The sequence below is a fragment of the Synechocystis sp. IPPAS B-1465 genome, assembly GCF_003015225.1.
GTDB lineage: Bacteria > Cyanobacteriota > Cyanobacteriia > Cyanobacteriales > Microcystaceae > Synechocystis.
The window spans coordinates 1,439,796-1,463,722 of the sequence record NZ_CP028094.1 but is presented as its reverse complement, the minus strand read 5'-3'; the positions used below and the strand labels follow the sequence as shown (position 1 = coordinate 1,463,722).

General features: G+C 47.8%; 19 protein-coding genes. 8 read left to right on the top strand and 11 right to left on the bottom strand.

What is annotated here, in order from left to right; translation table 11 throughout:
• The first annotated feature begins 46 nt into the window (after positions 1–46).
• Positions 47–580 (top strand): Uma2 family endonuclease, encoded by a 534-nt coding sequence (locus tag C7I86_RS06885; RefSeq protein WP_010872530.1) that lies wholly within the window; start codon positions 47–49, stop codon positions 578–580.
• Positions 581–603: 23 nt separating this feature from the next.
• Here the strand turns inward: C7I86_RS06885 and C7I86_RS06880 are convergent, their stop codons facing one another.
• Positions 604–1,182: an IS630 family transposase gene (locus C7I86_RS06880; RefSeq protein WP_223211245.1), complete on the bottom strand. Its 579-nt coding sequence runs from the start codon at positions 1,180–1,182 to the stop codon at positions 604–606.
• A complete protein-coding gene (locus tag C7I86_RS19095; protein WP_010871315.1) occupies positions 1,092–1,451 on the bottom strand; it encodes an IS630 transposase-related protein in 360 nt (119 codons plus the stop codon). The genes C7I86_RS06880 and C7I86_RS19095 overlap by 91 nt, the downstream gene beginning before the upstream one ends.
• Positions 1,452–1,660: 209 nt before the next feature.
• On the opposite strand from C7I86_RS19095, the gene C7I86_RS06875 reads away from it, so the two are divergent.
• The 5 genes from C7I86_RS06875 (at position 1,661) to mnmE (ending at position 9,153) form a co-directional block, all read left to right on the top strand.
• Positions 1,661–2,770: a fatty acid desaturase gene (locus C7I86_RS06875; RefSeq protein ID WP_010872529.1), complete on the top strand. Its 1,110-nt coding sequence runs from the start codon at positions 1,661–1,663 to the stop codon at positions 2,768–2,770.
• A gap of 34 nt (positions 2,771–2,804) precedes the next feature.
• Entirely contained in the window at positions 2,805–4,091 is a 1,287-nt protein-coding gene (locus C7I86_RS06870) for a folylpolyglutamate synthase/dihydrofolate synthase family protein (RefSeq protein ID WP_010872528.1), read from the top strand.
• 248 nt (positions 4,092–4,339) lie between these two features.
• The gene (locus C7I86_RS06865) at positions 4,340–4,777 is read left to right on the top strand and encodes a hypothetical protein (RefSeq protein ID WP_010872527.1); all 438 of its coding nucleotides are present in this window, start codon (positions 4,340–4,342) and stop codon (positions 4,775–4,777) included.
• Positions 4,778–4,975: 198 nt separating this feature from the next.
• Positions 4,976–7,693: a cation-transporting P-type ATPase gene (locus C7I86_RS06860; protein WP_010872526.1), complete on the top strand. Its 2,718-nt coding sequence runs from the start codon at positions 4,976–4,978 to the stop codon at positions 7,691–7,693.
• A gap of 89 nt (positions 7,694–7,782) precedes the next feature.
• A complete protein-coding gene (mnmE, locus tag C7I86_RS06855) occupies positions 7,783–9,153 on the top strand; it encodes a tRNA uridine-5-carboxymethylaminomethyl(34) synthesis GTPase MnmE (protein WP_010872525.1) in 1,371 nt (456 codons plus the stop codon).
• 44 nt (positions 9,154–9,197) lie between these two features.
• Here the strand turns inward: mnmE and C7I86_RS06850 are convergent, their stop codons facing one another.
• From C7I86_RS06850 to C7I86_RS06835, 3 genes are all read right to left on the bottom strand, one after another.
• Positions 9,198–10,004, bottom strand: a complete 807-nt coding sequence (locus C7I86_RS06850) for an Rpn family recombination-promoting nuclease/putative transposase (RefSeq protein WP_010872524.1) — start codon at positions 10,002–10,004, stop codon at positions 9,198–9,200.
• A gap of 247 nt (positions 10,005–10,251) precedes the next feature.
• A complete protein-coding gene (locus C7I86_RS06840) occupies positions 10,252–11,661 on the bottom strand; it encodes a YncE family protein (protein WP_223211360.1) in 1,410 nt (469 codons plus the stop codon).
• 82 nt (positions 11,662–11,743) lie between these two features.
• Positions 11,744–12,034 carry a hypothetical protein gene (locus tag C7I86_RS06835; RefSeq protein WP_010872522.1) on the bottom strand — a complete coding sequence of 97 codons (291 nt, stop codon included), beginning with the start codon at positions 12,032–12,034 and terminating at the stop codon, positions 11,744–11,746.
• A gap of 353 nt (positions 12,035–12,387) precedes the next feature.
• Between C7I86_RS06835 and C7I86_RS06830 the strand changes: the two genes are divergently transcribed.
• Entirely contained in the window at positions 12,388–13,587 is a 1,200-nt protein-coding gene (locus C7I86_RS06830) for a glutathione S-transferase family protein (protein ID WP_010872521.1), read from the top strand.
• Here the strand turns inward: C7I86_RS06830 and C7I86_RS06825 are convergent.
• From C7I86_RS06825 to C7I86_RS06800, 6 genes are all read right to left on the bottom strand, one after another.
• Entirely contained in the window at positions 13,563–14,192 is a 630-nt protein-coding gene (locus C7I86_RS06825) for a DUF4129 domain-containing protein (protein WP_010872520.1), read from the bottom strand. The two genes, C7I86_RS06830 and C7I86_RS06825, sit on opposite strands and share 25 nt — an antisense overlap.
• Before the next feature lie 32 nt (positions 14,193–14,224).
• On the bottom strand, positions 14,225–16,846 hold the full coding sequence (gene cphA, locus C7I86_RS06820) for a cyanophycin synthetase (protein ID WP_010872519.1): 2,622 nt from the start codon (positions 16,844–16,846) through the stop codon (positions 14,225–14,227).
• 147 nt (positions 16,847–16,993) lie between these two features.
• Positions 16,994–17,809, bottom strand: a complete 816-nt coding sequence (locus C7I86_RS06815) for a cyanophycinase (protein WP_010872518.1) — start codon at positions 17,807–17,809, stop codon at positions 16,994–16,996.
• 257 nt (positions 17,810–18,066) lie between these two features.
• Complete coding sequence (locus C7I86_RS06810) at positions 18,067–19,032, bottom strand: S-layer homology domain-containing protein (RefSeq protein WP_010872517.1); 966 nt, start codon at positions 19,030–19,032, stop codon at positions 18,067–18,069.
• 38 nt (positions 19,033–19,070) lie between these two features.
• Complete coding sequence (locus C7I86_RS06805) at positions 19,071–19,481, bottom strand: type II toxin-antitoxin system HicA family toxin (protein WP_010872516.1); 411 nt, start codon at positions 19,479–19,481, stop codon at positions 19,071–19,073.
• A 32-nt stretch (positions 19,482–19,513) separates the two neighbouring features.
• Positions 19,514–20,791 (bottom strand): NAD(P)/FAD-dependent oxidoreductase, encoded by a 1,278-nt coding sequence (locus C7I86_RS06800; protein ID WP_010872515.1) that lies wholly within the window; start codon positions 20,789–20,791, stop codon positions 19,514–19,516.
• 68 nt (positions 20,792–20,859) lie between these two features.
• Between C7I86_RS06800 and C7I86_RS06795 the strand changes: the two genes are divergently transcribed.
• Positions 20,860–23,904: a response regulator gene (locus C7I86_RS06795; RefSeq protein ID WP_010872514.1), complete on the top strand. Its 3,045-nt coding sequence runs from the start codon at positions 20,860–20,862 to the stop codon at positions 23,902–23,904.
• The last annotated feature ends 23 nt before the right edge of the window (positions 23,905–23,927 follow it).

Sequence of the window (23,927 nt, the reverse complement as noted above, 5' to 3'; positions counted from 1 at the left end):
AAAAGTTAAAGCTAAACTTGAATCAGCCAAATAAAACAGGGGATCAATGATGGTCGTTGCTACAACTAAAATCCTAACAGCGGCTGAGTATCTGCAACGGGAAGAACAGGCCACTGAAAAAAGTGAGTTTATCCAAGGAGAAATTATTCCCATTGCCGGAGCCTCCGCCAACCATAATCGCTTAACCTTTAATTTAAGCCGCTTATTACCTCTAGAAATTGGCGATCGCCAATATGAAATTTTTGTCAGCGATATGAGGTTATGGATTGCTGAGTCTGAAAGTTATTTTTACCCCGATGTGATGGTAATTGCGGAAGAGCCAAAGTTTACTGATAATAGTCAGATGGCGGTGACCAATCCCTCTTTGATTGCCGAAGTCCTCTCCACTTCAGCAGCGGGCTTTGATAAAAATCAGAAATTTGGCTTTTACCGGACTATCCCTAAATTACAAGAATACTTATTAATTGATCAATTCTGTTATCGTGTAGAACATTACCAAAAAGTTGGTGATCGCCAATGGTTATTAACGGAACTGATGGGAGAAAATGCCGAAATTGAATTTAGTTTTATGAAAATATAGTAGTTTCAAATAAAGCTGAGACGCTAAACGCCACAGTAAGAACGGATAATTTCATCAAGAGACGTGTCAATAGGAGCGTACATTCTAGCTCGTTTCAAGGCACTAAAGTCATGCTCAATATCATTTAAATCAGGAGAATATTTCGGCAAAAAAAGAACTTCATGACCTGCTTCTTTAGCCAATTCTTTAATGGCAGTTTTACGATGAATAGGAGCATTATCCATTATTAATATTGATGGAATGTCGAGGGAGGGTAGCAAATATAATTTTAACCATCCTTCAAAGCCTTCTGCATTCAAACTCCCGGTAAAAACCATCGGCGCAATCAAATCTTTTTTTCCTTTTCTTCTCCCTGCTACTAGATTTTCTCTGACTCCCCTTTTTCCTTGTCTATCTCCATAAACTTTTTTTCCTTTTTTTGACCAGGCATAAATACAAGCCTGGATTGCTTCGAATCCAGATTCATCTATGTAAACTATAGCTTGACTACCATAGAGCTTAATTAGTTCTCTTAACATTCTATAGTACTTAACTCGTTCCTCCCGGTTTCTTTCTCGATAACGTAGTTCTTTTTTTTTCTGTTTATTTTCATTTTCTTTAATGCGTAATATACGGCACTCGGCCTCACTCCAAATTTCTTGGCTCTGTCTATCAATCTTGCATCGGGATTTTCTTCTACGTCTTTTTTTAGAGCTTCCCAGTCTAATTTCCTATGGCGACGCTCTACTTTTGTTGGGCTTAAATCTACTCTATTTAACCATCTGTATATCGAGGCTTTTCCTATTTTATATATCTTGGAAGCCTCAGTTATTTTTCCTCCAGCTTCTATATAAGCTACTACCCTTTGCCTTAAATCTAAACTGTAAGCCATTGTTTAAACCTGTTCATTTTGTACACTCCATAATTTTACATTAAATTCTCTCATCGTTAATTGAAATGACTATAGATTTGACTATTTTCATATACCAAAGGAAGCAGTTAAGATTTTCTTAACACTTTGCATCAGCTCGGAATTTTCCCAAAACAGGTAAAATCATTTACACTGAAATTGCTTTGTTTAACTTTTAGGGATTATTCCTGGTGCTCACTGCTCAATCTGAATACGTTAAAAAACTCCGTCCTCTTTTGCCACCGGAAGCATTCCAAGCCGATCCCAAGAAATTAGTTATTTTAGGTTTAAACCTAGGTATTTATGTTGCGGGACTAACCATCGCTCGTCATCTCCATCAGTGGCCTGGGCAATGGCTTTGGTTATTTTTGCCCATGGCCCTATTAATGGGTAATAGCGTCACCGTATTTTTATTCGGTAGCCACGACCTGATGCACGGTAGTGTGCTCAAAAAACGTTCTAAAATTTCTTACCTGATTAGTTTATTAGGTCTTTCCCTCTGGTGGATGCCCCCTAGTCAATGGCGATCGCTCCATAATCAAGTTCATCATAATAACACCAATAGTTTGCGGGACCCTGACCGAAATTATCTGCACGAACAGCCGAAAACTTGGGGAAAATGGATTCATCACCTGTTTGCTCCCTCGGGAGAAGTTAATACCCTTTGGTTAATTTTTGGCATGGGTACTGCCTGGGGTGTACATAATTTTCGTAACCTGATTTCCGTACTTTTCTTCACTGGTGGTAACGCCGATTTTGTTCCGGCTGCTTTTACGGTTAAAGCCCAAGACCGCCAAAGAATTTGGTTGGAATTAGCAGCCATAGGGGCAGTGCATTTAAGCATTTTGTTTTACCTGCAATTCCAATTGATTCCCATTATTTTAGGCTACTTTTTGCCGATTTTCCTGGGTCATGCTATGGGCATGTTTTATATCTACACCAACCATTTGGCTTGCCCGATGACGGATATTAATGATCCTTTGGTTAATAGTGTTTCTTTGCGGATGCCCAAGTTATTTGATTGCTTACATTTTAATTTTTCTTACCACACAGAGCACCACTTATTTCCCGACGTAAATTCCGATTATTATCCTTTAGTGCAGGATTTGCTACAAACCCATTATCCTGGGCAGATGAATTTGTTGACTGCCAAAGAAGCCTGGAAAATGTTACTGGAAACTCCCCGCCATTACCAAGGGGAAACAACCCTAGTGGGCTACAACGGTGGTGAGACGATCGCCTGTCCATTGCCGAAAAATGTCCCCGATTTAACCGAGACCAAAGTAACCGCATCGGTTTAAATGCATCAACTGAATTTTGCCAACAATAATTGCCATGGATATCAACACCCTACTGGAACCCTATAAAACCGCCGGCGTTAATCTGGGTCTGGAGCGCATCCATGGCCTACTGGCCAAGTTGGGCAATCCCCAGGCAAAAGTGCCCTATGTCCATGTGGGGGGCACCAATGGCAAGGGATCGGTGTGTGCCTATCTGTCCAGTGTGTTGGCGGAAGCGGGCTATAAGGTGGGCCGCTACACTTCTCCCCATTTAATTGATTGGCGGGAAAGGGTTTGGCTTGATAACCGTTTCATTGATGACGCTAGTTTAATCGGGGCATTGCAACAAGTAACGGCGATCGCCCCGGCGGATAGTTCTGATCGCCCGACTTTGTTTGAGGTGTTTACTGCGGCGGTGTGGCTTTATTTTGCCCAGGCAGAGGTGGACATCGCGGTGATGGAAGTGGGGCTGGGGGGCAGACTGGATGCTACCAACGTCCCAGAACCTTGTTTGCTTAGCATTATTACCTCTTTAAGTCGGGAACATTGGCAGGTTTTGGGGCCAACCGTAGCTCACATTGCCAGGGAAAAAGCTGGCATTCTCAAAGCCCAGAGGCCAGTATTTTTAGGCAACATTCCCCCAGAAGCGCAGGCAGTTTTTCAAGAACGCATTGCCGAATTACATTGCCCCGATTATTGGGTTACCCCCGCCATTGCCACGGAAAAAAATGGTCAACCCTGGGCTAGTTGGCAAGGTTTTGAATATCCCCTGGTCCTATTGGGAGATTTTCAGCTACAAAACTCGGCCCTGGCGATCGCCGCTTTGCAGGAATTAAAACACCAGGGTTGGGATAAATTAACACCGGAGGTTATCCAACGGGGCATGGGTAAAGCTGTCTGGCCTGGACGATTGCAGTGGGTGGACTACAACGGACAAAAAATCCTTTTAGACGGGGCCCACAATCCGGCGGCGGCCAAAGCTCTGGCAAACTATACCCATGGGTTAGTTGATCAATCGGATAATTACCTGCCCACCATTACCTGGGTGATGGGTATGCTCAGCACCAAGGAACATGACCAAATTTTTCAGCATTTACTTCGTCCCGGCGATCGCCTGTTATTAGTGCCAGTGCCGGACCATGACAGCGGGGATTTACCAACGTTGGAGCAGTTAGCCTGGCAGATTATGCCGGATTTAAAAGAGGTTACACTGTTTGATGATTGTTTTACAGCCTTGGAAAGTTTAGAGAAAACCAACGAAAATTCTGAACAATTGACTGTTCTCTGTGGTTCCCTTTATTTAGTGGGCTACTTTTTAAAAAGATTACAGTCTTCCCACTAATTATTTCTAGAAATTCTGCCCTAATTTAATCCGATTCATATTATTGCTATCATCGGTTTATTCCGCTTAACTCCCCTGGTCCCCGTGGGCATTTCGCTGAGCCATATCGCCCCTGCGTCAAGGATAATGCAGGGAAACCAATTGTTGCCAAGCTTTTATTAGTTTATAGGATAAATAAATTGATTAAATTACTTATTTATTTTGTTATTCTTCCCATTGCTATTTTCCTGCTGGGAAATCAGCCCGCGATGGCAGTGGCCAATACTAACTCCCCAGATCAGACCCTGCCGGTTTTAGTATGCTTTTCCGGGGGAGAAGAAATTTTTCGTAAAAATGTGGTGGAAGGCCCCTTTGCTGATGAATATAAATTCGCCCATGAAATAAAAGTTTCCGACAGTGAAGGACAACACTGGGTTAATTTTAGTGGGGGTATGTGTGTGATTGATCAAGGGGAAGTTTTCAACAAAAAACAGCCAAAATTAACGGACAACTTAAGTTGTTATTCAGGAGCTAAAAAAGTTGTAACTTTTGATGTTTATGGAGAAGAAACAACCATTGACGAATACGTTGAAGGTAGAACATTTCTAGCAAAAGCCAGTGGCAGTGTAATTGCTTCCAATTCAATTCATCAATATTTATTATTTGGTAGTGGAACCTGCATTGGAGAAGAAATAGGAGAGGATTGATTAATCACCATGGCAGAGTTTAAATTTGCCGGGATTGATGTCGGTTTGTAGTGGCGATCGCCTGATGTTAGTGCGTTGCCTGATCATGACAGTTTTTTTAGGTCCTCCCTGCCTAGTGGGGGATTTTTCGTGCAGTAATTTTGGTTCTTTTCGGCCCAGTTGATACCATGGGGGCGTTTCCTTTGCCCCCAAATCAGTATGGATTTCCCCACCTTAAGTTCTTACCTCCATCACCATCGACCAGGGGAAGACATTCTTGCAGATTTGCACACCGATCCAGGTTTAGGTCTGACAGCGGAGGCGGTGGCCCAGCGTTACGAACAATATGGCCGCAACGAATTGAAATTTAAACCGGGCAAACCAGCTTGGTTGCGTTTTCTGCTGCAATTTCACCAACCTCTGCTCTACATTCTGCTCATTGCTGGTACGGTTAAGGCTTTTCTCGGCTCCTGGACCAACGCCTGGGTTATTTGGGGAGTTACCCTAGTCAACGCCATCATTGGTTACATCCAAGAAGCGAAAGCAGAAGGGGCGATCGCCTCCTTGGCCAAGGCAGTAACAACAGAAGCCACAGTGTTGAGAGATGGGCAAAATCTACGGATTCCTTCCCAGGATTTAGTCATCGGTGACATTGTTTCCCTCGCTTCGGGGGATAAGGTGCCAGCGGATCTAAGGCTGTTAAAAGTGCGTAATCTCCAGGTGGATGAGTCGGCTTTGACGGGGGAAGCAGTGCCGGTGGAAAAGGCGGTGGAACTTTTACCGGAGGAAACGCCCCTGGCCGAAAGGTTAAACATGGCCTATGCGGGGAGCTTTGTCACCTTTGGTCAGGGAACCGGGGTGGTAGTAGCTACTGCCAATGCCACGGAAATGGGGCAAATTTCCCAATCCATGGAAAAGCAGGTCAGCCTCATGACCCCTTTGACCCGTAAGTTTGCCAAATTTAGCCACACACTGCTCTACGTAATTGTTACCCTGGCGGCCTTCACCTTTGCGGTGGGTTGGGGACGGGGTGGTTCCCCTTTGGAAATGTTTGAAGCGGCGGTGGCCTTGGCCGTTAGTGCCATTCCCGAAGGTTTGCCTGCTGTGGTGACCGTCACCTTGGCGATCGGGGTGAATCGCATGGCTAAACGTAACGCCATTATCCGTAAACTGCCCGCTGTGGAGGCGTTGGGTAGTGCCACGGTGGTTTGCTCCGATAAAACTGGGACCCTAACGGAGAATCAGATGACAGTGCAAGCGGTGTATGCGGGGGGCAAACATTACGAAGTTAGCGGCGGTGGTTACAGTCCCAAAGGAGAATTTTGGCAAGTGATGGGAGAAGAAGTGGATAACGTTTTGTTGGATGGTTTACCCCCAGTGTTGGAAGAATGTTTGCTGACGGGCATGCTCTGTAACGATTCCCAACTGGAACATCGGGGGGATGATTGGGCGGTGGTGGGGGATCCCACGGAGGGAGCACTGCTAGCTTCGGCGGCCAAGGCTGGTTTCAGTCAAGCCGGTTTGGCAAGTCAAAAACCCCGTTTAGATTCCATTCCCTTTGAATCGGATTATCAATACATGGCAACTCTCCACGATGGGGACGGCAGAACAATTTACGTCAAAGGTTCAGTGGAGTCCTTACTACAACGGTGTGAATCCATGCTCCTCGATGATGGTCAAATGGTTAGCATCGACCGAGGGGAAATTGAGGAAAATGTTGAGGATATGGCCCAACAGGGTCTAAGAGTGTTGGCCTTTGCTAAAAAAACCGTGGAGCCCCATCACCATGCGATTGACCACGGGGATATTGAAACAGGGCTAATATTTTTAGGTTTACAGGGCATGATCGACCCGCCACGACCGGAGGCCATTGCCGCAGTCCACGCCTGCCATGACGCTGGCATTGAAGTGAAAATGATCACCGGCGACCACATCAGCACCGCTCAGGCGATCGCCAAACGGATGGGTATTGCCGCTGAAGGGGATGGCATTGCTTTTGAAGGACGACAGTTGGCAACCATGGGTCCGGCAGAATTGGCCCAAGCCGCTGAAGATAGTTGCGTGTTTGCCAGGGTAGCTCCAGCACAAAAATTACAACTGGTGGAAGCTCTACAGGAGAAGGGTCACATTGTCGCCATGACGGGGGATGGGGTGAACGATGCCCCAGCTTTAAAACGGGCTGACATTGGCATTGCCATGGGTAAAGGGGGCACAGAGGTGGCTAGGGAATCCTCCGATATGTTGCTCACGGACGATAATTTTGCCTCCATTGAAGCGGCGGTGGAAGAAGGACGCACCGTTTACCAAAATCTCCGTAAGGCGATCGCCTTTTTGCTGCCGGTTAATGGCGGGGAGTCCATGACCATTTTGATCAGCGTTTTACTGGCGTTGAATTTGCCCATTCTTTCCCTGCAGGTGTTGTGGTTAAACATGATCAACTCCATCACCATGACTGTGCCCCTAGCCTTTGAAGCCAAATCACCGGGCATTATGCAACAGGCTCCCCGCAATCCCAACGAACCCCTAATTACCAAAAAGTTACTGCACCGCATTTTACTGGTATCCCTGTTCAATTGGATTCTAATTTTTGGCATGTTCGAGTGGGTTAATCGCACCTATGACGACTTAGCCCTAGCTCGTACTATGGCCATCCAAGCCCTGGTGGCCGCTAGGGTGATTTATCTACTCAGCATTAGCCAGTTAGGGCGTAGTTTTCTGGGCTATGTGACGGGTAAACGTCAAACCATTACCAAAGCCTCCATACTGTTACTGGGCATTGCGGTGGCGATCGCCTTACAAATTGGTTTCAGTCAACTGCCATTTATGAATGTATTGTTCAAAACTGCTCCCATGGACTGGCAACAGTGGGCAATCTGTTTACTACCTATGATTCCCATGGTGCCCGTGGCCATTCTGGCTAACCGCCTTGATCCTTAACCACTGTTGGGGATTTGTAGTACCTGCCGTAGTAACGAAAACCTTAAAATTAAGCCGATGGAATCCAAAATTTTGTTTGACACTAGGCAATGCAATTAGAAGATACTATTGCGGCGATCGCCACGGCCATTGTGCCCCAGCAGGGAAGCATCGGGGTGGTGCGACTATCGGGGCCACAATCCCTCACCATTGCCAAAACTTTATTCGATGCACCGGGCAACCAAACTTGGGAAAGTCATCGCATTTTGTACGGCCATGTGCGCCATCCCCAAACCAAAGCGGCGATCGATGAAGCCCTACTCCTATTGATGCTAGCGCCCCGTTCCTACACGAAAGAAGACGTGGTGGAATTCCAGTGCCATGGCGGCATTATGCCCGTGCAACAGGTTTTACAACTGTGTTTGCAACAGGGGGCCAGGCTAGCCCAGCCGGGGGAATTTAGTTTCCGGGCCTTTCTCAATGGTCGGTTGGATTTAACCCAAGCGGAAAGCATTAGTGAATTGGTGGGGGCCCAATCTCCCCAGGCAGCGGCGATCGCCTTGGCGGGATTACAGGGCAAATTAGCCCAACCGATTCGGGATTTGCGCAACACCTGTTTAGATATTTTGGCGGAAGTGGAAGCACGCATTGATTTTGAAGACGATTTACCGCCCCTGGATGAAGATTCAATTCGTCAGCAATTGCAGAATTTGTACCAACAATTGGAGGACATTTTAAACACAGCCCAGCGGGGGGAATTATTGCGCACGGGTTTAAAAGTGGCCATTGTCGGACAGCCCAACGTGGGAAAATCTAGTCTGCTCAATGCCTGGAGCCGCACCGACCGGGCGATCGTCACAGATCTACCGGGCACGACGAGGGACGTGGTGGAATCCCAACTTGTAGTAGAGGGCATTCCCATCCAGGTATTGGATACGGCAGGAATACGGGAAACAGCGGATCAGGTGGAGCAAATCGGAGTGGAACGCTCTCGCAAAGCGGCCCAACAGGCGGATTTAGTTTTGCTGACGGTGGATGCCCACCAGGGTTGGACAGAAGCGGATCAATTGATTTATGAGCAAGTCAAAGACCGCCCTTTGATTTTAGTCATTAACAAAATTGATTTAGGCCGGGCTGATTTGGTCAGTTATCCACCAGAAATCACCAACACAGTGTTAACTGCAGCCGCCGCTAATCTAGGCATTGAAGCTTTGGAAAATGCCATTATTGAGCAAGTAAATCAAACCAATTTATCACCGCAAAATTTGGACTTTGCCATTAACCAAAGGCAAGAGGCTGTTTTAACGGAAGCTCAACTGGCGCTCAAGCAATTGCAACAAACCATGGCGGAACAGTTACCCCTAGATTTTTGGACTATTGATTTACGTTTGGCTATCAATGCCCTTGGGCAAGTGACAGGGGAAACGGTAACAGAATCAGTCTTAGACCGTATTTTTAGCCGCTTTTGCATCGGCAAGTGATGGGCGGGTCAGCCTATATGCCAAAGGATAATCACTATAAATCCTTAATTATTTTGGTTAGCGACAAACTGATTAACTAGTTCAACATCAATATCTAACTCCTTGGCAATTTCGGCGATCGTAAGACCTAATTTTTTCAACAGAGGTATAGTTTCCAGTTTTCCCTCGAGCCGACCCTCTAGTTTCCCTTCCAGTTTGCCCTTAAGTAAACCTCGTTGTTCCCCTTCCCGTAAAATTTCTTGATAGACAGCGGATTCCTTCATAATTTCACTCCTTAAAATCGTTTTGATCAGCTCAGGGGCCAGCAGGATTCCTCCAAAAACAGAAGTTGCTGCCATGAGATTTGCTTTAACTCGATTATCCTCAATCTGTTCCAATACAGTCGCCACTTCCCTCAATTTTAATGTAGGGTCAGAGGTCTGCGTCAATACCGCTAGGGGCAACAACCCTGGACTTTGGAGAAATGCTTCCGATGGTTGCTCCCAAAGCCGAATCGCTTGGTAACGGTGCAAAGTCTCCCCCACCTGAAAACTATCCTGATAAACTAAATCATTGTTACTACGTTTCAGGTAGATAACGAATTGGTGCATCGTTTTCTGGGGGAAACGGCGATAAACCCTTACCCGATAGTCCAACATCCGAAAACCCATGGTGGGGTCAGGTTCCGTTTGGAATTCCAAATGTAAAACCAAGTCTTCCGATTGCTCCAAAATTAGGGAGTCAGCCCGAATTGGCTCCAGGGATAATTCCGTTGGACTGAGCTTGGTCAATTTGATTGGTCGTCCCAGCAACCAGGCAGCATAGTCTTCGGAAAATGATTCGGCCAGAAATTTGCACAGATTGTCAAACATACCCAAATTCTAAGGGTCTAATCGAATCCATCTAAAATTACCCAAAAGCCTTAAACCTTCTGTGATGTTACCCCAGGCTGCCATTAACCGAAAATGATTATAAGCATCAAATTCAGTCAAAGTAATGGTTGAAAGCTCCTCAACCAACTTATTCACACTGATTCCCCTAGACTTCGCAAACTGTTTGAGTTTGGAGTGCTTACGATCAGGCATCCGTATCGCCAAGAGCTTTCTATCTCTTGTGATTTTAGTTCCACTTCAACTGGTAAAGAGAATTAGTATCACGATCCGAAATATACAGTTCATGAGATTTATTAGGATTAAATGCCAGCCCTGAAATACTATTAAGCTTTGACTGATATCTCCATTCCAATTTTGCAGTTTTCAAATCGAAAGCGGCAATCCACCCAGAGCTGTAGTCGGCAACGAAAAGAGATTTTCCATCGCTAGCAAGTCCCGAAGGTTTGTCTAGCCAATTTTCTGAAATAAAAGTTTCCTGAGGCACATTGTAAACATAAGAATATTCTGCAAGAACTTCCATAGGAGGAATCCAAGCTTGGCCAAGTTCCGCTATCTTAGCAAGATCTCCATGAGTTCTTACCCAGTTACTAATAGCCTCTGGTTCATCTCCATCCATTGAGACACTTTTAACATCTTCCCAGCTAATTATTCCAGTGCCAACTTGTTCTTTATCGTATTGATCTGACCAACTTTTGACAATGGTTTGTACATTTCCCTCCGTAGTAGCTATTCTCTCAACTTTGCCCATACCAGTATTGGAAAAGTAGAGCCAATCATCTAGCACCAACATTCCGCTAGGTATATCTTTGTCACGTTTGAAATCAATTTCTGGGTAACGCCAAACAATGCCATCGCCATGAAAACCATTACCTTCCTGGTGATCTCGGTTAAAGTCATAGCGCATTAAATGCCCATTACCCAAGCACTGCTTATTGCTGTCTCGACTACCACAGCCATCTAGCAAGAAATAGGCATTACCCTTGTCATGGGCAATTCCCATGGCTAACGGACTTTCATGCAACATATCCAAGTGGCTCCCTTCACGCGGCCAGTAACATTGCTGAACGCTAGAATTCCAATAAGTTAAAGGACATCCTTGTGAAAGAGTCAAATCACGGTCTGGATCATGTCCGTTCCCAGGTTGCGGCCAATCTTCTAGATATTTCTTAGTTTGTCCAGCCAAAGCATAGGTGCTTGCCGAGAACAAAGTAGGACCCATGAAATGGTTATTAACAAAATTTTTATTTCGCTCAGGATTTTTGATGAAATTCATTCCCCGTAACTCGTTGATCGAGTCATTTGAGACTGCGAACGTGTCATCATAACCAAATGCAATGCCGGTTGGTTTGGCTAGAAAATGCTCAGCGTAGGCATCACTTTTAACTGATACTTCTAGGTTAGACTCTCCAAGATTTGTTAAAGTTGCGATTGAGTCATTGCCATGATTGACTACCCACAGTTGATTGGATTGATTAGGTCTAAATGCCATTCCTGCAGGCTCATACAACTTGTCTTCTAGAGGGATTCTTGAAAGCGTCATCTTTGGCTGTGCAGATAACTGCTGCAGTCCGATCGCCATTCCGAAAACTAGGAATATTGACACTATGAGAACTTGGACAAAACGAGTTTGCTTCATTGATATTTGGTGCATAAATACTTGTGGAGTGCTTAGGTAAAATATATCCAAATTTTACGGGCGATCGCCGTTTGGCAATGAATTATTCCCTTGGACAATTAATGGCTTTGAATTGAAGCAGTTCGGCGGGGCCAGCCCAGCCAAGGGGCTTGGGGGAAGGTTTTCGCTCAAACGTTACCTGACAGTCTTGACCGTAGTTGATGGTTTGATTTTCTAGGTCTATGGATTTCAACGTTGCCGCCACGTCAGGATTCTCTTTAACATAGTTGACCATTGCCTCCAAATCTTTGACGTTCTGATATTGAGGGGGCAAAGCGGCGATCGCCATTGGAGAAAAAGATAAAGTAATCAGTGCGGGAATAATTTGCTTCATATTGTTGCTACCGATGCTTTCGCTTCACCTTACATCAAAACCTACCAGTCGTAAAAATAATACAATTTCGCGAAAAGAGCCCGATTTCATTACTTGGCTGATTTTTTGATCATACTAATAGTTAGAATTAAAGATGTGAACGCTGTCCTAGAACCACTCCGATCATTTTGGTTGAATTAGAAACTATAGCGAAGATCGAGACGGTTAGAACCAACAGTCACTGAAACCTTCTCGGAATAAACGTTTTGAAGTTGAAAGTGTCTCGAATAACTCACTTTTTGCTATAGTTAAAACACAAAATATTTCTCCCAAATTTCTTATTTTGTTCCACCATTATTAAGATAATAATTTTTATGATTACTCCCCTTTCTTGGCAAGCTTTAGCTGAACTATCCGACTATCAGGTGGATACGGTTAATGGTCCCACCAATGCCCAGGCAACTCTGAGATTATTTGGACAATCAAAGGAGTCTTTACAAGTTACTCTTTATCGCGATAACCATGCCTGGTGCCCCTATTGTCAAAAAGTTTGGTTATGGTTAGAAGAAAAGCAAATTCCTTACCGAATCAAAAAGGTGACCATGTTTTGCTATGGGGAAAAGGAGGATTGGTATAAAAAATTAGTGCCATCGGGAATGTTGCCTGCCTTGGAACTGGATGGTAGATTTTACACTGAAAGCGATGATATTTTAATAGCCTTAGAAAAAGCTTTTGGACCATTGCTTTGGGCGATGGAAGATCCATTGGTATTACCCCTTAGAAAACTAGAAAGGTTACTGTTTCGAGCCTGGTGTAATTGGCTCTGCTACCCTGCCATGTTTCCCGGTGCTGATCAACGGAATCAACAACAGTTTCAACAGGTGGTGAATCAAGTGGAAAAAGCATTGGAAAAATTACCTGGCCCGTATTTCTTACCAGAATTTAGCACTGCTGACATCGTTTTTGTTCCCTACGTGGAGCGCATGAATGCGAGCTTGTTTTATTACAAAGGTTATTCCCTAAGGGAGGATAATCCCCGCTTAAAAGACTGGTTTGCGGCGCTGGAAACCCGGATGACCTATAGGGGTACCCAGAGTGATTTCCATACCCATGCCCATGATTTGCCGCCCCAAATGGGTGGTTGTTACTCCAACGGTAGTGTCCAGGCCCAGCAGAATCAACAGCGGGTGGACAACGGCCCTTGGTTTGGTTTACCCGATGCCACCTGCCCGGAACCGGAAAATGTTAAGCAAGAGGCGATCGCCAGGGTGGTGAAACACCACGAAAATATTATTAAGGTCAATGCCCATAACCAGGGGGAAAAGTTTGATCAAGCTCTGCGCTGTGCGTTGACCCTACTGGCCACGGGGGAAAAATGTGCGGCACCCCAGGGTACAGACCAAGCATTGCGTTATCTGCGGGATCGGATTAATGTGCCCAGGGATATGTCCATTTATGCAGCTAAACATCTTCGTCAAGCTTTGGAAACCACCGCCAGTTTAGTGGGGGACAGCGAAGGAGAACCCATTCCAGTGCGCCACCGCCGGGATCAAGACCCAGCAAATTTTCGCTGATCCGTCCTTGTTTTCGGAGCCCGTTCCAAAGATGCGATCGCCCCTTGGCAATCTTCAAATAACTCTAGGGAAGCCTGTTGCTGGCCAAAACAGAGTTCCTGATGGACGGTGAAAATGGTGTCGTAGGCGCCGGCCTGGGGAAATTGTTCCGTTAACTGTTGATATTCCCGGTCAGTTCTCCCCGGTGTCGGTTCTAAACCTCTTTGCTCCTGCAACATTTGCAACGTGGCCAAGTACAAATATCGGCAGGCTTGGTAATAATCTCCTTGGCGGGCGGCCTGCTGAGCAGCTTTGAGCCAATGGTTAACTCCGGGATTTGGGGGCGAAAAATGGGGATTGAGATCAACGTTGCTCAGATTCTGCCAATATCTCTGCCAAGTTTTGCGGTTAAACCAAATAGCGGCGATCACCAAGGCAATAATTAACCAGAGTAAGCCGTGGAAAATTAACTCTTCCCACCACTCCCAATTGGGAATGTCCAGCCCTGGTATCGGCGGCACTCCCTGCCACAGGCGATCGGTCTGCCAAGCCAGCCATTCCCGTCCATTTTGGGTTAACTGTTGCAATTCCCAGGCAAGGTTACTTTTTTGGTAGGTGGTGTCCATAGCAATGACTCCAGCAAGGGGGAAGAAAACCTTTAACCAATGGGTTTACGGGCTTTAATTAACTCAATGGCTTTGCTCACACTTTCGGGGAACACTACCACCAAACCCTTTTCCTCTACCTGATCTAAAGCCTTATTCAACGCTACAGTTTCGTCCAAAATTACCTCATAGGCCGCGCCGGGATTCTCCTGCAAAATGCCTTTAACAATTAAATCCGCTGTTTCTCCCCCACTCCGGCCCCGTTTATCATCATCTTCTTTGACAATGATCCGGTCAAATACCTGGGCCGCAATTTGTCCCAGTTCAATTAGATCACTATCTCGGCGATCGCCAGGGCCTCCCACCACACCAAAGCGTTGACCGTGCCAGTTTTTGACAAAATCCCCCACGGCCCGATAGCCCGCCGGGTTATGGGCGTAATCCACCAGTGCATGGTACCGACCCAGATTGAACAAATTCATCCTTCCAGGGGTCTGTTCCGCTGAGGTGGTGAAAGTCCTTACTCCTTGGCGAATAACTTCAACATCTAAGCCATTAACAAAAGCCGCCAGACAGGCTGCCAGGGCATTGGCAATCATAAACGGTGCCATCCCCCCCATGGTCATGGGAATCAATGTGGCCTCTTCCACCCGCAGAGTCCAAGAGCCTTCCAAAATGGACACATAACCAGACTCATACACCGCCGCAATGCCATTCCGCCGTATGTGGTTTTGGATAACAGGATTATCGGGGTTCATGGAGAAATAGGCCACTTTGGCTTTCACTTTGTCTGCCATAGCCGCTACTAAAGGATCATCCGCATTGAGCACCGCATAACCACTGGGGTCCACCACCTCTGCAATGACGGACTTAACTTTGGCCATTTGTTCGATGGTGTCGATGTCTCCCAAACCGAGGTGATCCGCCGCCACGTTGAGCACTACCCCCACGTCACAGGTATCAAAAGCAAGACCTGCCCGTAAAATGCCTCCCCGGGCCGTTTCTAACACTGCCACCTCCACCGTAGGATCCCGCAAAATTACTGCGGCACTCTGGGGCCCCGTATTATCGCCTTTTTCCACGCAGTATTCGTTGATATAAATGGCATCGGTGCTGGTGTAACCCACCGTTTTGCCCGTTTGCCGATAAATGTGAGCCAAGAGGCGGGTGGTGGTGGTTTTACCATTAGTCCCCGTCACGGCCAAAATGGGAATGCGGCTGGGGGTACCGGAGGGAAAGAGCATATCCAATACTGGTGCGGCCACGTTACGGGGCAGACCCTGGCTGGGGGCCACATGCATACGAAAACCTGGAGCGGCGTTAACTTCCACAATTACTCCGTTGGTTTCCCGTAGGGGCTTGCTGATGTCGGAGGTCACCACGTCAATGCCGGCAATGTCCAAGCCAATGACCTTGGCTACCCTTTCCATCAACCAGATATTTTCCGGGTGAATATCATCGGTGCGGTCAATGGCTATGCCTCCCGTGCTGAGGTTAGCGGTGGCCCGCAGGTAAACCACTTCATCCTTAGGTAAAACACTGTCTAGGTTATAACCCTGGCGTTCCATCACATCGATCGCCGTTTTATTGACCACGATTTTAGTGAGGATGTTGGCATGGCCATCGCCGCGATTGGGATCCTGATTAGTTTTATCAATTAATTCAGTGATGGTGGAAGTGCCATCCCCGGTTACATGGGCTGGAATTCTTTCCGCCACCGCCACTAGCTTGCCATTGACTACCAAGACCCGGTGGTCACTGCCCTCGTAGTAACGCTCCACAATAATGGAACGACTTTTGGACTCCTCAGCGGCCAGATCATAGGCGGCGATCGCCTCTTCCCAATGGCGCACATTGATGGTGATCCCCCGACCATGGTTACCGTCCAGGGGTTTAATTACCACTGGATAACCCCCGACATCATTGATGGCTTCTTCCAAATCATCAAAATATTGGATAGTGGTGCCCCGGGGAACGGGAATGCCCGCATCTTGGAGAATGGTTTTTGTACCTTCCTTATCACAGGCCAGTTCAACCCCCAGAATGCCGGAATGGGAACTAAGGGTGGCCTGAATTCTCTGTTGGTGAACCCCATAACCCAATTGCACCATGGCCCTGGCACTGAGCAGCATCCAGGGAATTTTACGGGCATCGGCTTCAGTGACAATGGTTTCTGTGCTGGGCCCCAGGGCTGAGTTAGCGCCCAAATCCCGTAAATCTTCCAGATCCTTTTCCAATTCTGTCAGGGAATAATCCCCCGTATCCACCAAGGAACGACACAAGCGCACCGCGGCTCGGCCAGCGTAACGTCCTGCCTGTTCATCTACGTATTCATAAACAACGTTATAAATGCCTGGGGTGGAGGTTTCTCTGGTGCGACCAAACCCCGCCGTCATCCCCACCAACTCCTGTAATTCCAGGGCCACATGCTCGACTATATGGCCCATATAGGTTCCCTCCCGCACCCTTGCCAAAAAGCCGCCCCGGTGTCCTGGGGAGCAAAAATGTTCTACAAGAGAAGGCAACACCCTGATCAACCCTTCATAAAAACCAGGAATACTGTTGGAGGGTCGCTCCGCCAAATCCTCCAGGTCGAGGCGCATTACAATTAACTTCTTGCGTCGAATGCTCCAGTAGTTAGGGCCGCGGAGGGTAAGGGTTTTAAGAATTTTCATGATCTGTGTCAGTCAAGAACCAATGCAAGAAGCGCAACACGCCGACTATCATTCTCAAGCTAGGCCTCTGACTGAAACTGTTCGCTGTGAACAATTGATCCGAGTCAGCCCCCAGGGTCAGGGAACCTTACCTGCCTTGGGTCATGGCTAGGTTACCCGGGGAAAGGCCCGCTGTTTTACCTGATGATAAACCTCCCCATGGACAAGGATATTGAGCCGCAAATTATGGAGACTCAATGGGGCATTGGCCCCCACCAAAGCGGCGTTAGTGTAGCTCATGTCCCTGGCATCGACAAAGGAGACTGTGCCTTGGCCAATTACCTTAACGGAACCGTCCCGCTCAAACATGGCGCAGGTATCTTCATCAATACCCAAACCCAGCAGCTCAGGATGGGTAGAGATGGCACTCAACAGCCGGGCCATGCGATTACGATTGTGAAAGTGCTGATCCACCACAATTTCCGGCACAATGCCCAGCCCCACCGCCATATCCACCAGCGCTCGATTGGGCCATTCACCGCTACTGCCCCCGGCGATCATGTGATGCCCCATTACTGCCGCCCCCGCACTGGTGCCCGCTAAGCTTATTTCCCCGTTATGTACCCGCTGACGAATGCGGTCCATTAGGGGAGTGTCCGCCAACAGGCCACAGAGACGCAATTGATCCCCCCCGGTCATGAAAATACCTGTACACTGTTCCACAAACAATCGGTAGCCACTGTCATCCCCCTGGGCACGGTCACGGATGTCCAAGACTTTTAACTCCTTGACCCCCATGTCGCTAAAGATGGTTTGATATCTCTCCCCAATCAGTAGGGGCTCCCGAGATGCAGATGGAATGATGCCAATAATGGCGTCGTTGCCACCGGAACGCGACCAAAAGGTTTGCAAAATTTCACGGCCGTGAACTTTATCTTCTGCACCACCAATAATTAAGATGGCCGGTTGGGAGGATAGGGGCATTGTCAACTCTTAGGGGTTCAGTTCTCTGATCAGCAGACTAATATTATCTTGACCGGACAAAGAAAAAAAGTCCATGCCAAGAGTTTTTGTGGGCAGTTTGACAACTATTGGGGCGACTTAATCGGCGTTGAATGCCCCGACGAAATTACAATTATTAGTTGGATAGGTTTAACCCATGGTTACTGCCATGGTCAAAGCTAGTTAAATTTAGTCAAATTTAAGTTCAATTAACCAGTGTGAGCGATTTTAGCTCTTAATTAATTAGGTGAATTACCTTGAGTATCCGGATTAACAGTATCTGGAGTAACAGTGGGCTCAACTCCGGGGGATGGGGATGCGGGAGCATTGATTACATCTTTCGCACTTAAGCCGTCGGTTTGGACTCCTAAAAACCAGAGGGCAGAGGCCGCTTCTCCCCTAGTTACGGGACGCTGGGGTTGAAAGATAGTGATGTAACCAAACACTCTTTTCAGGTTGGCTTGATCGCCGTTTTGGAAGTCGGCGGCTAGGGCGGGCCAAATGTTGGGATTGATTTTGGCCGCGTCCTGAAAACCCCAGGTTTCTTTGATATTTTCCAGGCTCGCATTGGGCAGGGCTCGGCGTTGATCTAGGGGCACTTTCCAACGGACTAAATCTTCCCTGGTTAGGGGCGCATCGGGGCGAAACTGACTAGCAGTGGGGTCGTTGGTGAGGCTAGAGGGGATTAAGCCGGCGTCGGCTAAACCTTGAATTTGAGCAAAGTCGGGATGGGTGGGGGGAACGTCGGTGAAAAGAGGGGTGGCGTTACTGGGAGCGGGGCGGATTTGTTTACTGGGCTGGTTAGCAAAAAAGACGTTATTGGCCTGAAATAACCAACGGGCAAATTCTCCCCGACTGATGTTACTTTGGGGCGCAAATTCCTGACTTGTTTTGGCTTGCACAATGTCTAGTTGAGCTAAATCCTCAATTTCTTCCCTTTGGCGATCGCCTACTTTGTCTAGATCGCTAAAAGTGCCAGTGGAAAAGGTGGCCGTGGGGGTAGGTTCCGGTGTGGTGGGGGTATCCGGCTCCGTAGTTTCTGGGGTCGGAGTGGGGGAAACAGTGGTGGTGGGACTGGGGGAACTACCCAGGGAAGGATTGGCGGCAAAACGATCCTGCAATGCTTGGTTGCCGCTACAGGCCCCCAACAGGGCGCAAAGTCCGGCAATTAAATAGGGAAAAAACGACGAAGATTTTTGAGCCATTGACAACAGGGAATGATTTTGGTGTGAAGAGGGGAAAATTAAGCCGCAACTGTTACGTAGGCAGAAAAGGAAGTTGGCTCTGGGATAGTTAATCCTTCTAAACGCATTCCCTCCAAGTGAAAGGCGATCGCCTCCGACATATTTTGTTCAACTTCTTGCTTCGTTTTTCCTGTTGCCACACATCCTGGTAAATCGGGAGAATAGGCGGAAAATCCCGTTGTTGTCGTTTCAATGATGACTAAATACTTCATAAAGTAATACCTGATTGCTTGAGAAGATTGCTTGAGAATACTGGCTAGTGTCCCAGGGGCTAATTCGTCACTGGGTTTGCCCAGTACAGTTACCAAACCTGCCTTGTGGGGGTGCTTCAATTGCCGATGACTTCCCCGTATTCGAGCTACGTACCAACCATCCCGTTCTAAGATTTTGAGGATTACTTTAACCTTCATCGTTTAGGGATAATTGGTTTTATTGGCTCTAATCATGGTGAGAGTTTTCTGAGCCATTGGCGGCACTGCTGGCTAAATTGGGCAACTTTTTTGAGCAACAGGGGAGTAATGCCCCCATAGATCCTATCAAATCGGTAATGGAAAAGGAGATCCAGCACGTCATCATAGCGGAGGTAACTCAAGTAGGTCACCCCCAAATCAATCTGGCGATCGCCGAATTCGAGGTAAACCCGTTGGCTTAATTTTTCTGTCCGTTGCCAGGGTTCAGCAAAATGGGCTTTCATGGCCTGTTCATATTTTTCAAAAGCTTGTACATGACCCCGGAGATAATCCGCCACAAAAGGAACGGCAATATTGGCTCCCTGCATACCATGGCGGATGCCTTCCCCCCCTAAAAAGTTCACCGTTGATACCGCATCACCGATCGCCAGCACGGAGCCCCGATGGTATGTATCCCCCTGGTTAACGGCATAGTCCAGCACAGAGCCGTGAATTTCCTCCAGATGGTATTGGGATTTTTCCAGTTTTAAATAATCCCGGATAATAGCTTCAGTGTAGGAACGGAGCGGCTTCAATTCGCCCAAATAACGGTGTTGCCCGGCAAAAATTGCTGTCCCTACCTTTAACTGGTGATTATCCATGGGAAAAATCCAGGAATAACCCTGGGGACTCCAACGGTAACCGAGGAAAAAAACTAGGGTATCCGCAAAACGTTGGTGGGTGGTTTCATCTACTGTAATCAAATATTCCGTACCAATGCCCCGATAATATTGGTTGTTATCCGTCGCTTTGGGTTGCCCACAATTAATCACTGCCCGTTTTGACCCCGTTGCATCAATGAGTACCTGAGTTTTTACTGTAACTTTTTCGACTTTCTCCACTGAGTCACTACTTAGGGAATTTTTACTAGATCGCCGCAGGGTAACCTCCAAACCATCACCAACTTGCTGGTAACCCCAAAAGCGGTGCCCCAACCACACTTGCCCCCCTGCTTTCGTGACCGTATCCGCTAAAAATTGTCGCAATTTAGCAAAATCGAACACCACACCCCGGGGTTGATCGCTGTACCATATTTGTTCCTTTTCCGTGGCGGCGATCGCCAAATTGCGCCAATAACGGGCCACCACCCCCGGGGGCAGATCGAACAATGCCATGGTTTCCAAAGGACTAGCCGCGCTGGAGTAATTATTTTGGCTAAAATTTGAATGTTGCTCCACTAGCAGGACTCGGACACCTTGTTGGGCCAACTGTCGGGCACATTGGCCCCCGGCCGGCCCCGCCCCAATTATCACCACTGCAAACTCTTCCATCCTTTCCTCAGTTGGCTCCTCATCAACACAGTCAAAACATCATCAAAACACCAACGGGCCAATTTGTAATGTCCCCATCCCAGCCCCACCCACCCATTGCTACTTTTGAGCCGGAGAGTTTTCTCATTCTGGTGGTGGATGACGTAAAAGAGAATATTTATGTGATTTCGGAACTGTTGGAAGGGGAAGGTTACAGCACTACTTTTGTGACCTCCGGGCCGGAAGCTTTGCAACGGGTGACCCAGGCCCAACCGGATCTCATTCTGCTGGATTTGATGATGCCCGGCATGGATGGGCTGGAGGTGTGCGATCGCCTTAAACAAGATCCCCAAACCAGGGATATTCCGGTAATTTTTCTCACTGCTAGCAACGAAAAACAAGATTTGCTGCAAGCCTTTGCCAAGGGGGCAGTGGACTATGTCACCAAACCCTTTAGCCCGCCGGAACTGTTGGCTAGGGTAAAAACCCACCTGGAACTGAAACAAACCAGGGATAATCTACACCACACTCTCCTGGAACAGGCCAGGACCGCCGAAGCCCTGGCCTGTACTTCCACCCGCCTGGGTATCCTGGTGCAAAATATGCAAGCAGGGGTGTTGATGACCGACGCCCAGGGCACCATTGTGGTGGTCAATCCCGAATTTGCCCGGCTGTTTAATCTGGGTTTTCCCGCCGACCTTCTGCTGGGCAAAAATTTAACGGCGATCGCCCCCCGCATTAATGGCTTGATATCCCATGGCCAGGGGGTAACCCACAACTTTTTGGCGATCGAGTCCCCGGAACCCCTGCTAAAAGTGGAACTTGCCCTAGAGGATGGGCGCTTTTTTGAGCGAGATTATGTGCCGATCATGTTGGGGGATAGCTCCCAGGGTCATTTTTGGCTTTACCGGGACATCAGCCAACGTAAACAGGTGGAAATGATTCAGGGACAGTCCCTGGAAATGGAACGGCGCATGCGGCAACAATTGGCCGAACAAAATCAGGAATTGGTGGCGGCCACCACGGCGGCGGAGGCAGCTAATCGGTCTAAAAGTGAATTTTTGGCCACCATGAGCCACGAAATTCGCACCCCCATGAATGCCATCATCGGCATGACCGGATTATTACTAGACACGGACCTAACCACTCAACAAAAATATTTCGCCCAAACCATCCGCAACAGCGGGGAAACCCTGCTCACCTTAATTAACGATATTTTAGATTTTTCCAAGATTGAGGCCGGCAAATTAGACCTGGAAGTGTATCCCTTTGATTTGGGGCAATGCCTGGAGGAAGCCTTGGACGTGGTGGTGCCGAGCGCCCGGCAAAAATCCCTCACTCTGATCCGACGTTTTCTCACCCCCATTCCCCCCAACCTCCAGGGGGATGTGACTCGCCTCAGGCAAATTTTGGTTAATCTCCTCAGCAATGCGGTCAAATTCACCGAGGCAGGACAGGTCAAGGTGACGGTGGAAGTGGTGGACCACGACGCAGCTAAGGGGGAATATCAAATCTGTTTTGCGGTGCAGGATACGGGCATTGGCATTGCTCCTAACCAACAACAGGCTTTGTTCCAGGCCTTTAGCCAGGGCAATTCTTCCATTACCCGTCGCTTTGGCGGCACTGGGTTAGGCTTGGCCATTTGTGTGCGGTTGACTGCTTTGATGGGGGGCACCATCTGGGCTGAAAGTAATGGCTGTGTGGTGGGAAATCCCCCTGAACTTTGGCAGATAGGGCAACCGACGATCGAGGGTTCGACTTTCTATTTCACAGTCAATTTAACGGTGCTGCCCAGTTGTGCCTATTCTGTCCATAATTTGCGCCACTCCCTCTTCATTGGGCGATCAGTGTTAGTGGCAGATTACGATGAGGGCCGGGGCACCAGAATGCGAAATCTTTTGGCCAGTTGGCGTCTCCAAGCGGAGCAAATTACCTTTTCCTCCCCCGCTAAACTAGGGGAAGATCTCAAAAGCAGATTAACTCAAAAAAACTATGGTGCCCTCATCCTCCATTGCCCCTATCCAGAGGGCCGGGGAAAGCAGTTCACCGATTTTGACTTAGGGAAAATTACAACCTGGGCCCCTACGGAACAGGACATTCCAGTGTTAGTAGCCACGGATATTTATCTATCCCCAGGGGAGCGCTACAGCGGCGACAAACCACCGGTGCAAGCCTGGATCAAGAGTCCCATTAACCCCGATGAGCTTGAAAATACCTTGGTGGACGTGTTGGGGCAAACTGAGCCCCCGACCCTGGTGTCTACGGAGGCAATTAGCGGGCCTTTGTTTCCCTATTCCTCCTCTAATTTAACTATTTTGTTGGCGGAGGATAACCTAATCAATCAGCAGGTAGCTAAGCTTTTACTGAAAAAGTTGGGGTACCCAGTGGATGTGGTCAATAACGGTCAAGAAGCTTTATCGGCTTTGGCAAAAGGTGATTATGACGTGGTGTTGATGGATGTGGAAATGCCAGAAATGGACGGTTTAACCGCCACGGAGCATATTCGACGGTCCCAGGGCCGGAGTGAAAGGCCTTGGATCATTGCGGTGACAGCCTATTCCATGGAAGGCGATCGGGAAAGGTGTTTGGCCAGCGGCATGAATGATTATGTCAGTAAGCCCATTCGCCTAGAAGCCTTACAACAGGCCCTACAAGTGGCCGCCACTGCGCTCCAGTCCACCAGCCAAGATCGGATGGCTACTGTTTCCTGTGTTAGTGCTTTTGAGGCTAAACCATCCCCTTCTAGTCCCTGCCCAGAAGATCCGGCTGGCACAACTTTACCCCCCATTGACCAAGACATAATCTGTTCTCTACGGGACTTGGATCGAGAGAATGGTCAGTTAATTCTTCGGGAGATTATCGATATCTATTGCCAAACGGCGCCGGAACTATTGCAACGGATCAAACTGGCGATCGCCAATCAAGATTGGGGAAATTTGAGTTCGGCCGCCCATACATTGGGTTCTAGCAGTGCTAATTTAGGGGCGGTACTCCTGGCACAACAGGCTAAAACTTTGGAAAATCTGACCCGCCAACGGGACTCCCGGGCCATGGACCCAGGGCATTTCCCGACCTTAGCGGCCAGCTACGAAAGGGTGCAGGGAGAACTGAAAACTATGCTTGATCGCCTCTAGAAAAGTCTTGCTAGGCCTTAGTT

Coding starts and splice junctions, on each gene's coding strand:
- mnmE (WP_010872525.1), top strand. CDS start 7,783: ATGCAATTAGAAGATACTATTGCGGCGATCGCCACGGCCATTGTGCCC.
- C7I86_RS06800 (WP_010872515.1), bottom strand. CDS start 20,791: ATGGAAGAGTTTGCAGTGGTGATAATTGGGGCGGGGCCGGCCGGGGGC.
- C7I86_RS06840 (WP_223211360.1), bottom strand. CDS start 11,661: ATGAAGCAAACTCGTTTTGTCCAAGTTCTCATAGTGTCAATATTCCTA.
- C7I86_RS06835 (WP_010872522.1), bottom strand. CDS start 12,034: ATGAAGCAAATTATTCCCGCACTGATTACTTTATCTTTTTCTCCAATG.
- C7I86_RS06865 (WP_010872527.1), top strand. CDS start 4,340: ATGGCAGTGGCCAATACTAACTCCCCAGATCAGACCCTGCCGGTTTTA.
- C7I86_RS06850 (WP_010872524.1), bottom strand. CDS start 10,004: ATGTTTGACAATCTGTGCAAATTTCTGGCCGAATCATTTTCCGAAGAC.
- cphA (WP_010872519.1), bottom strand. CDS start 16,846: ATGAAAATTCTTAAAACCCTTACCCTCCGCGGCCCTAACTACTGGAGC.
- C7I86_RS06825 (WP_010872520.1), bottom strand. CDS start 14,192: ATGGACACCACCTACCAAAAAAGTAACCTTGCCTGGGAATTGCAACAG.
- C7I86_RS06860 (WP_010872526.1), top strand. CDS start 4,976: ATGGATTTCCCCACCTTAAGTTCTTACCTCCATCACCATCGACCAGGG.
- C7I86_RS06815 (WP_010872518.1), bottom strand. CDS start 17,809: ATGCCCCTATCCTCCCAACCGGCCATCTTAATTATTGGTGGTGCAGAA.
- C7I86_RS06805 (WP_010872516.1), bottom strand. CDS start 19,481: ATGAAGGTTAAAGTAATCCTCAAAATCTTAGAACGGGATGGTTGGTAC.
- C7I86_RS06830 (WP_010872521.1), top strand. CDS start 12,388: ATGATTACTCCCCTTTCTTGGCAAGCTTTAGCTGAACTATCCGACTAT.
- C7I86_RS06795 (WP_010872514.1), top strand. CDS start 20,860: ATGTCCCCATCCCAGCCCCACCCACCCATTGCTACTTTTGAGCCGGAG.
- C7I86_RS06885 (WP_010872530.1), top strand. CDS start 47: ATGATGGTCGTTGCTACAACTAAAATCCTAACAGCGGCTGAGTATCTG.
- C7I86_RS19095 (WP_010871315.1), bottom strand. CDS start 1,451: ATGGCTTACAGTTTAGATTTAAGGCAAAGGGTAGTAGCTTATATAGAA.
- C7I86_RS06810 (WP_010872517.1), bottom strand. CDS start 19,032: ATGGCTCAAAAATCTTCGTCGTTTTTTCCCTATTTAATTGCCGGACTT.
- C7I86_RS06870 (WP_010872528.1), top strand. CDS start 2,805: ATGGATATCAACACCCTACTGGAACCCTATAAAACCGCCGGCGTTAAT.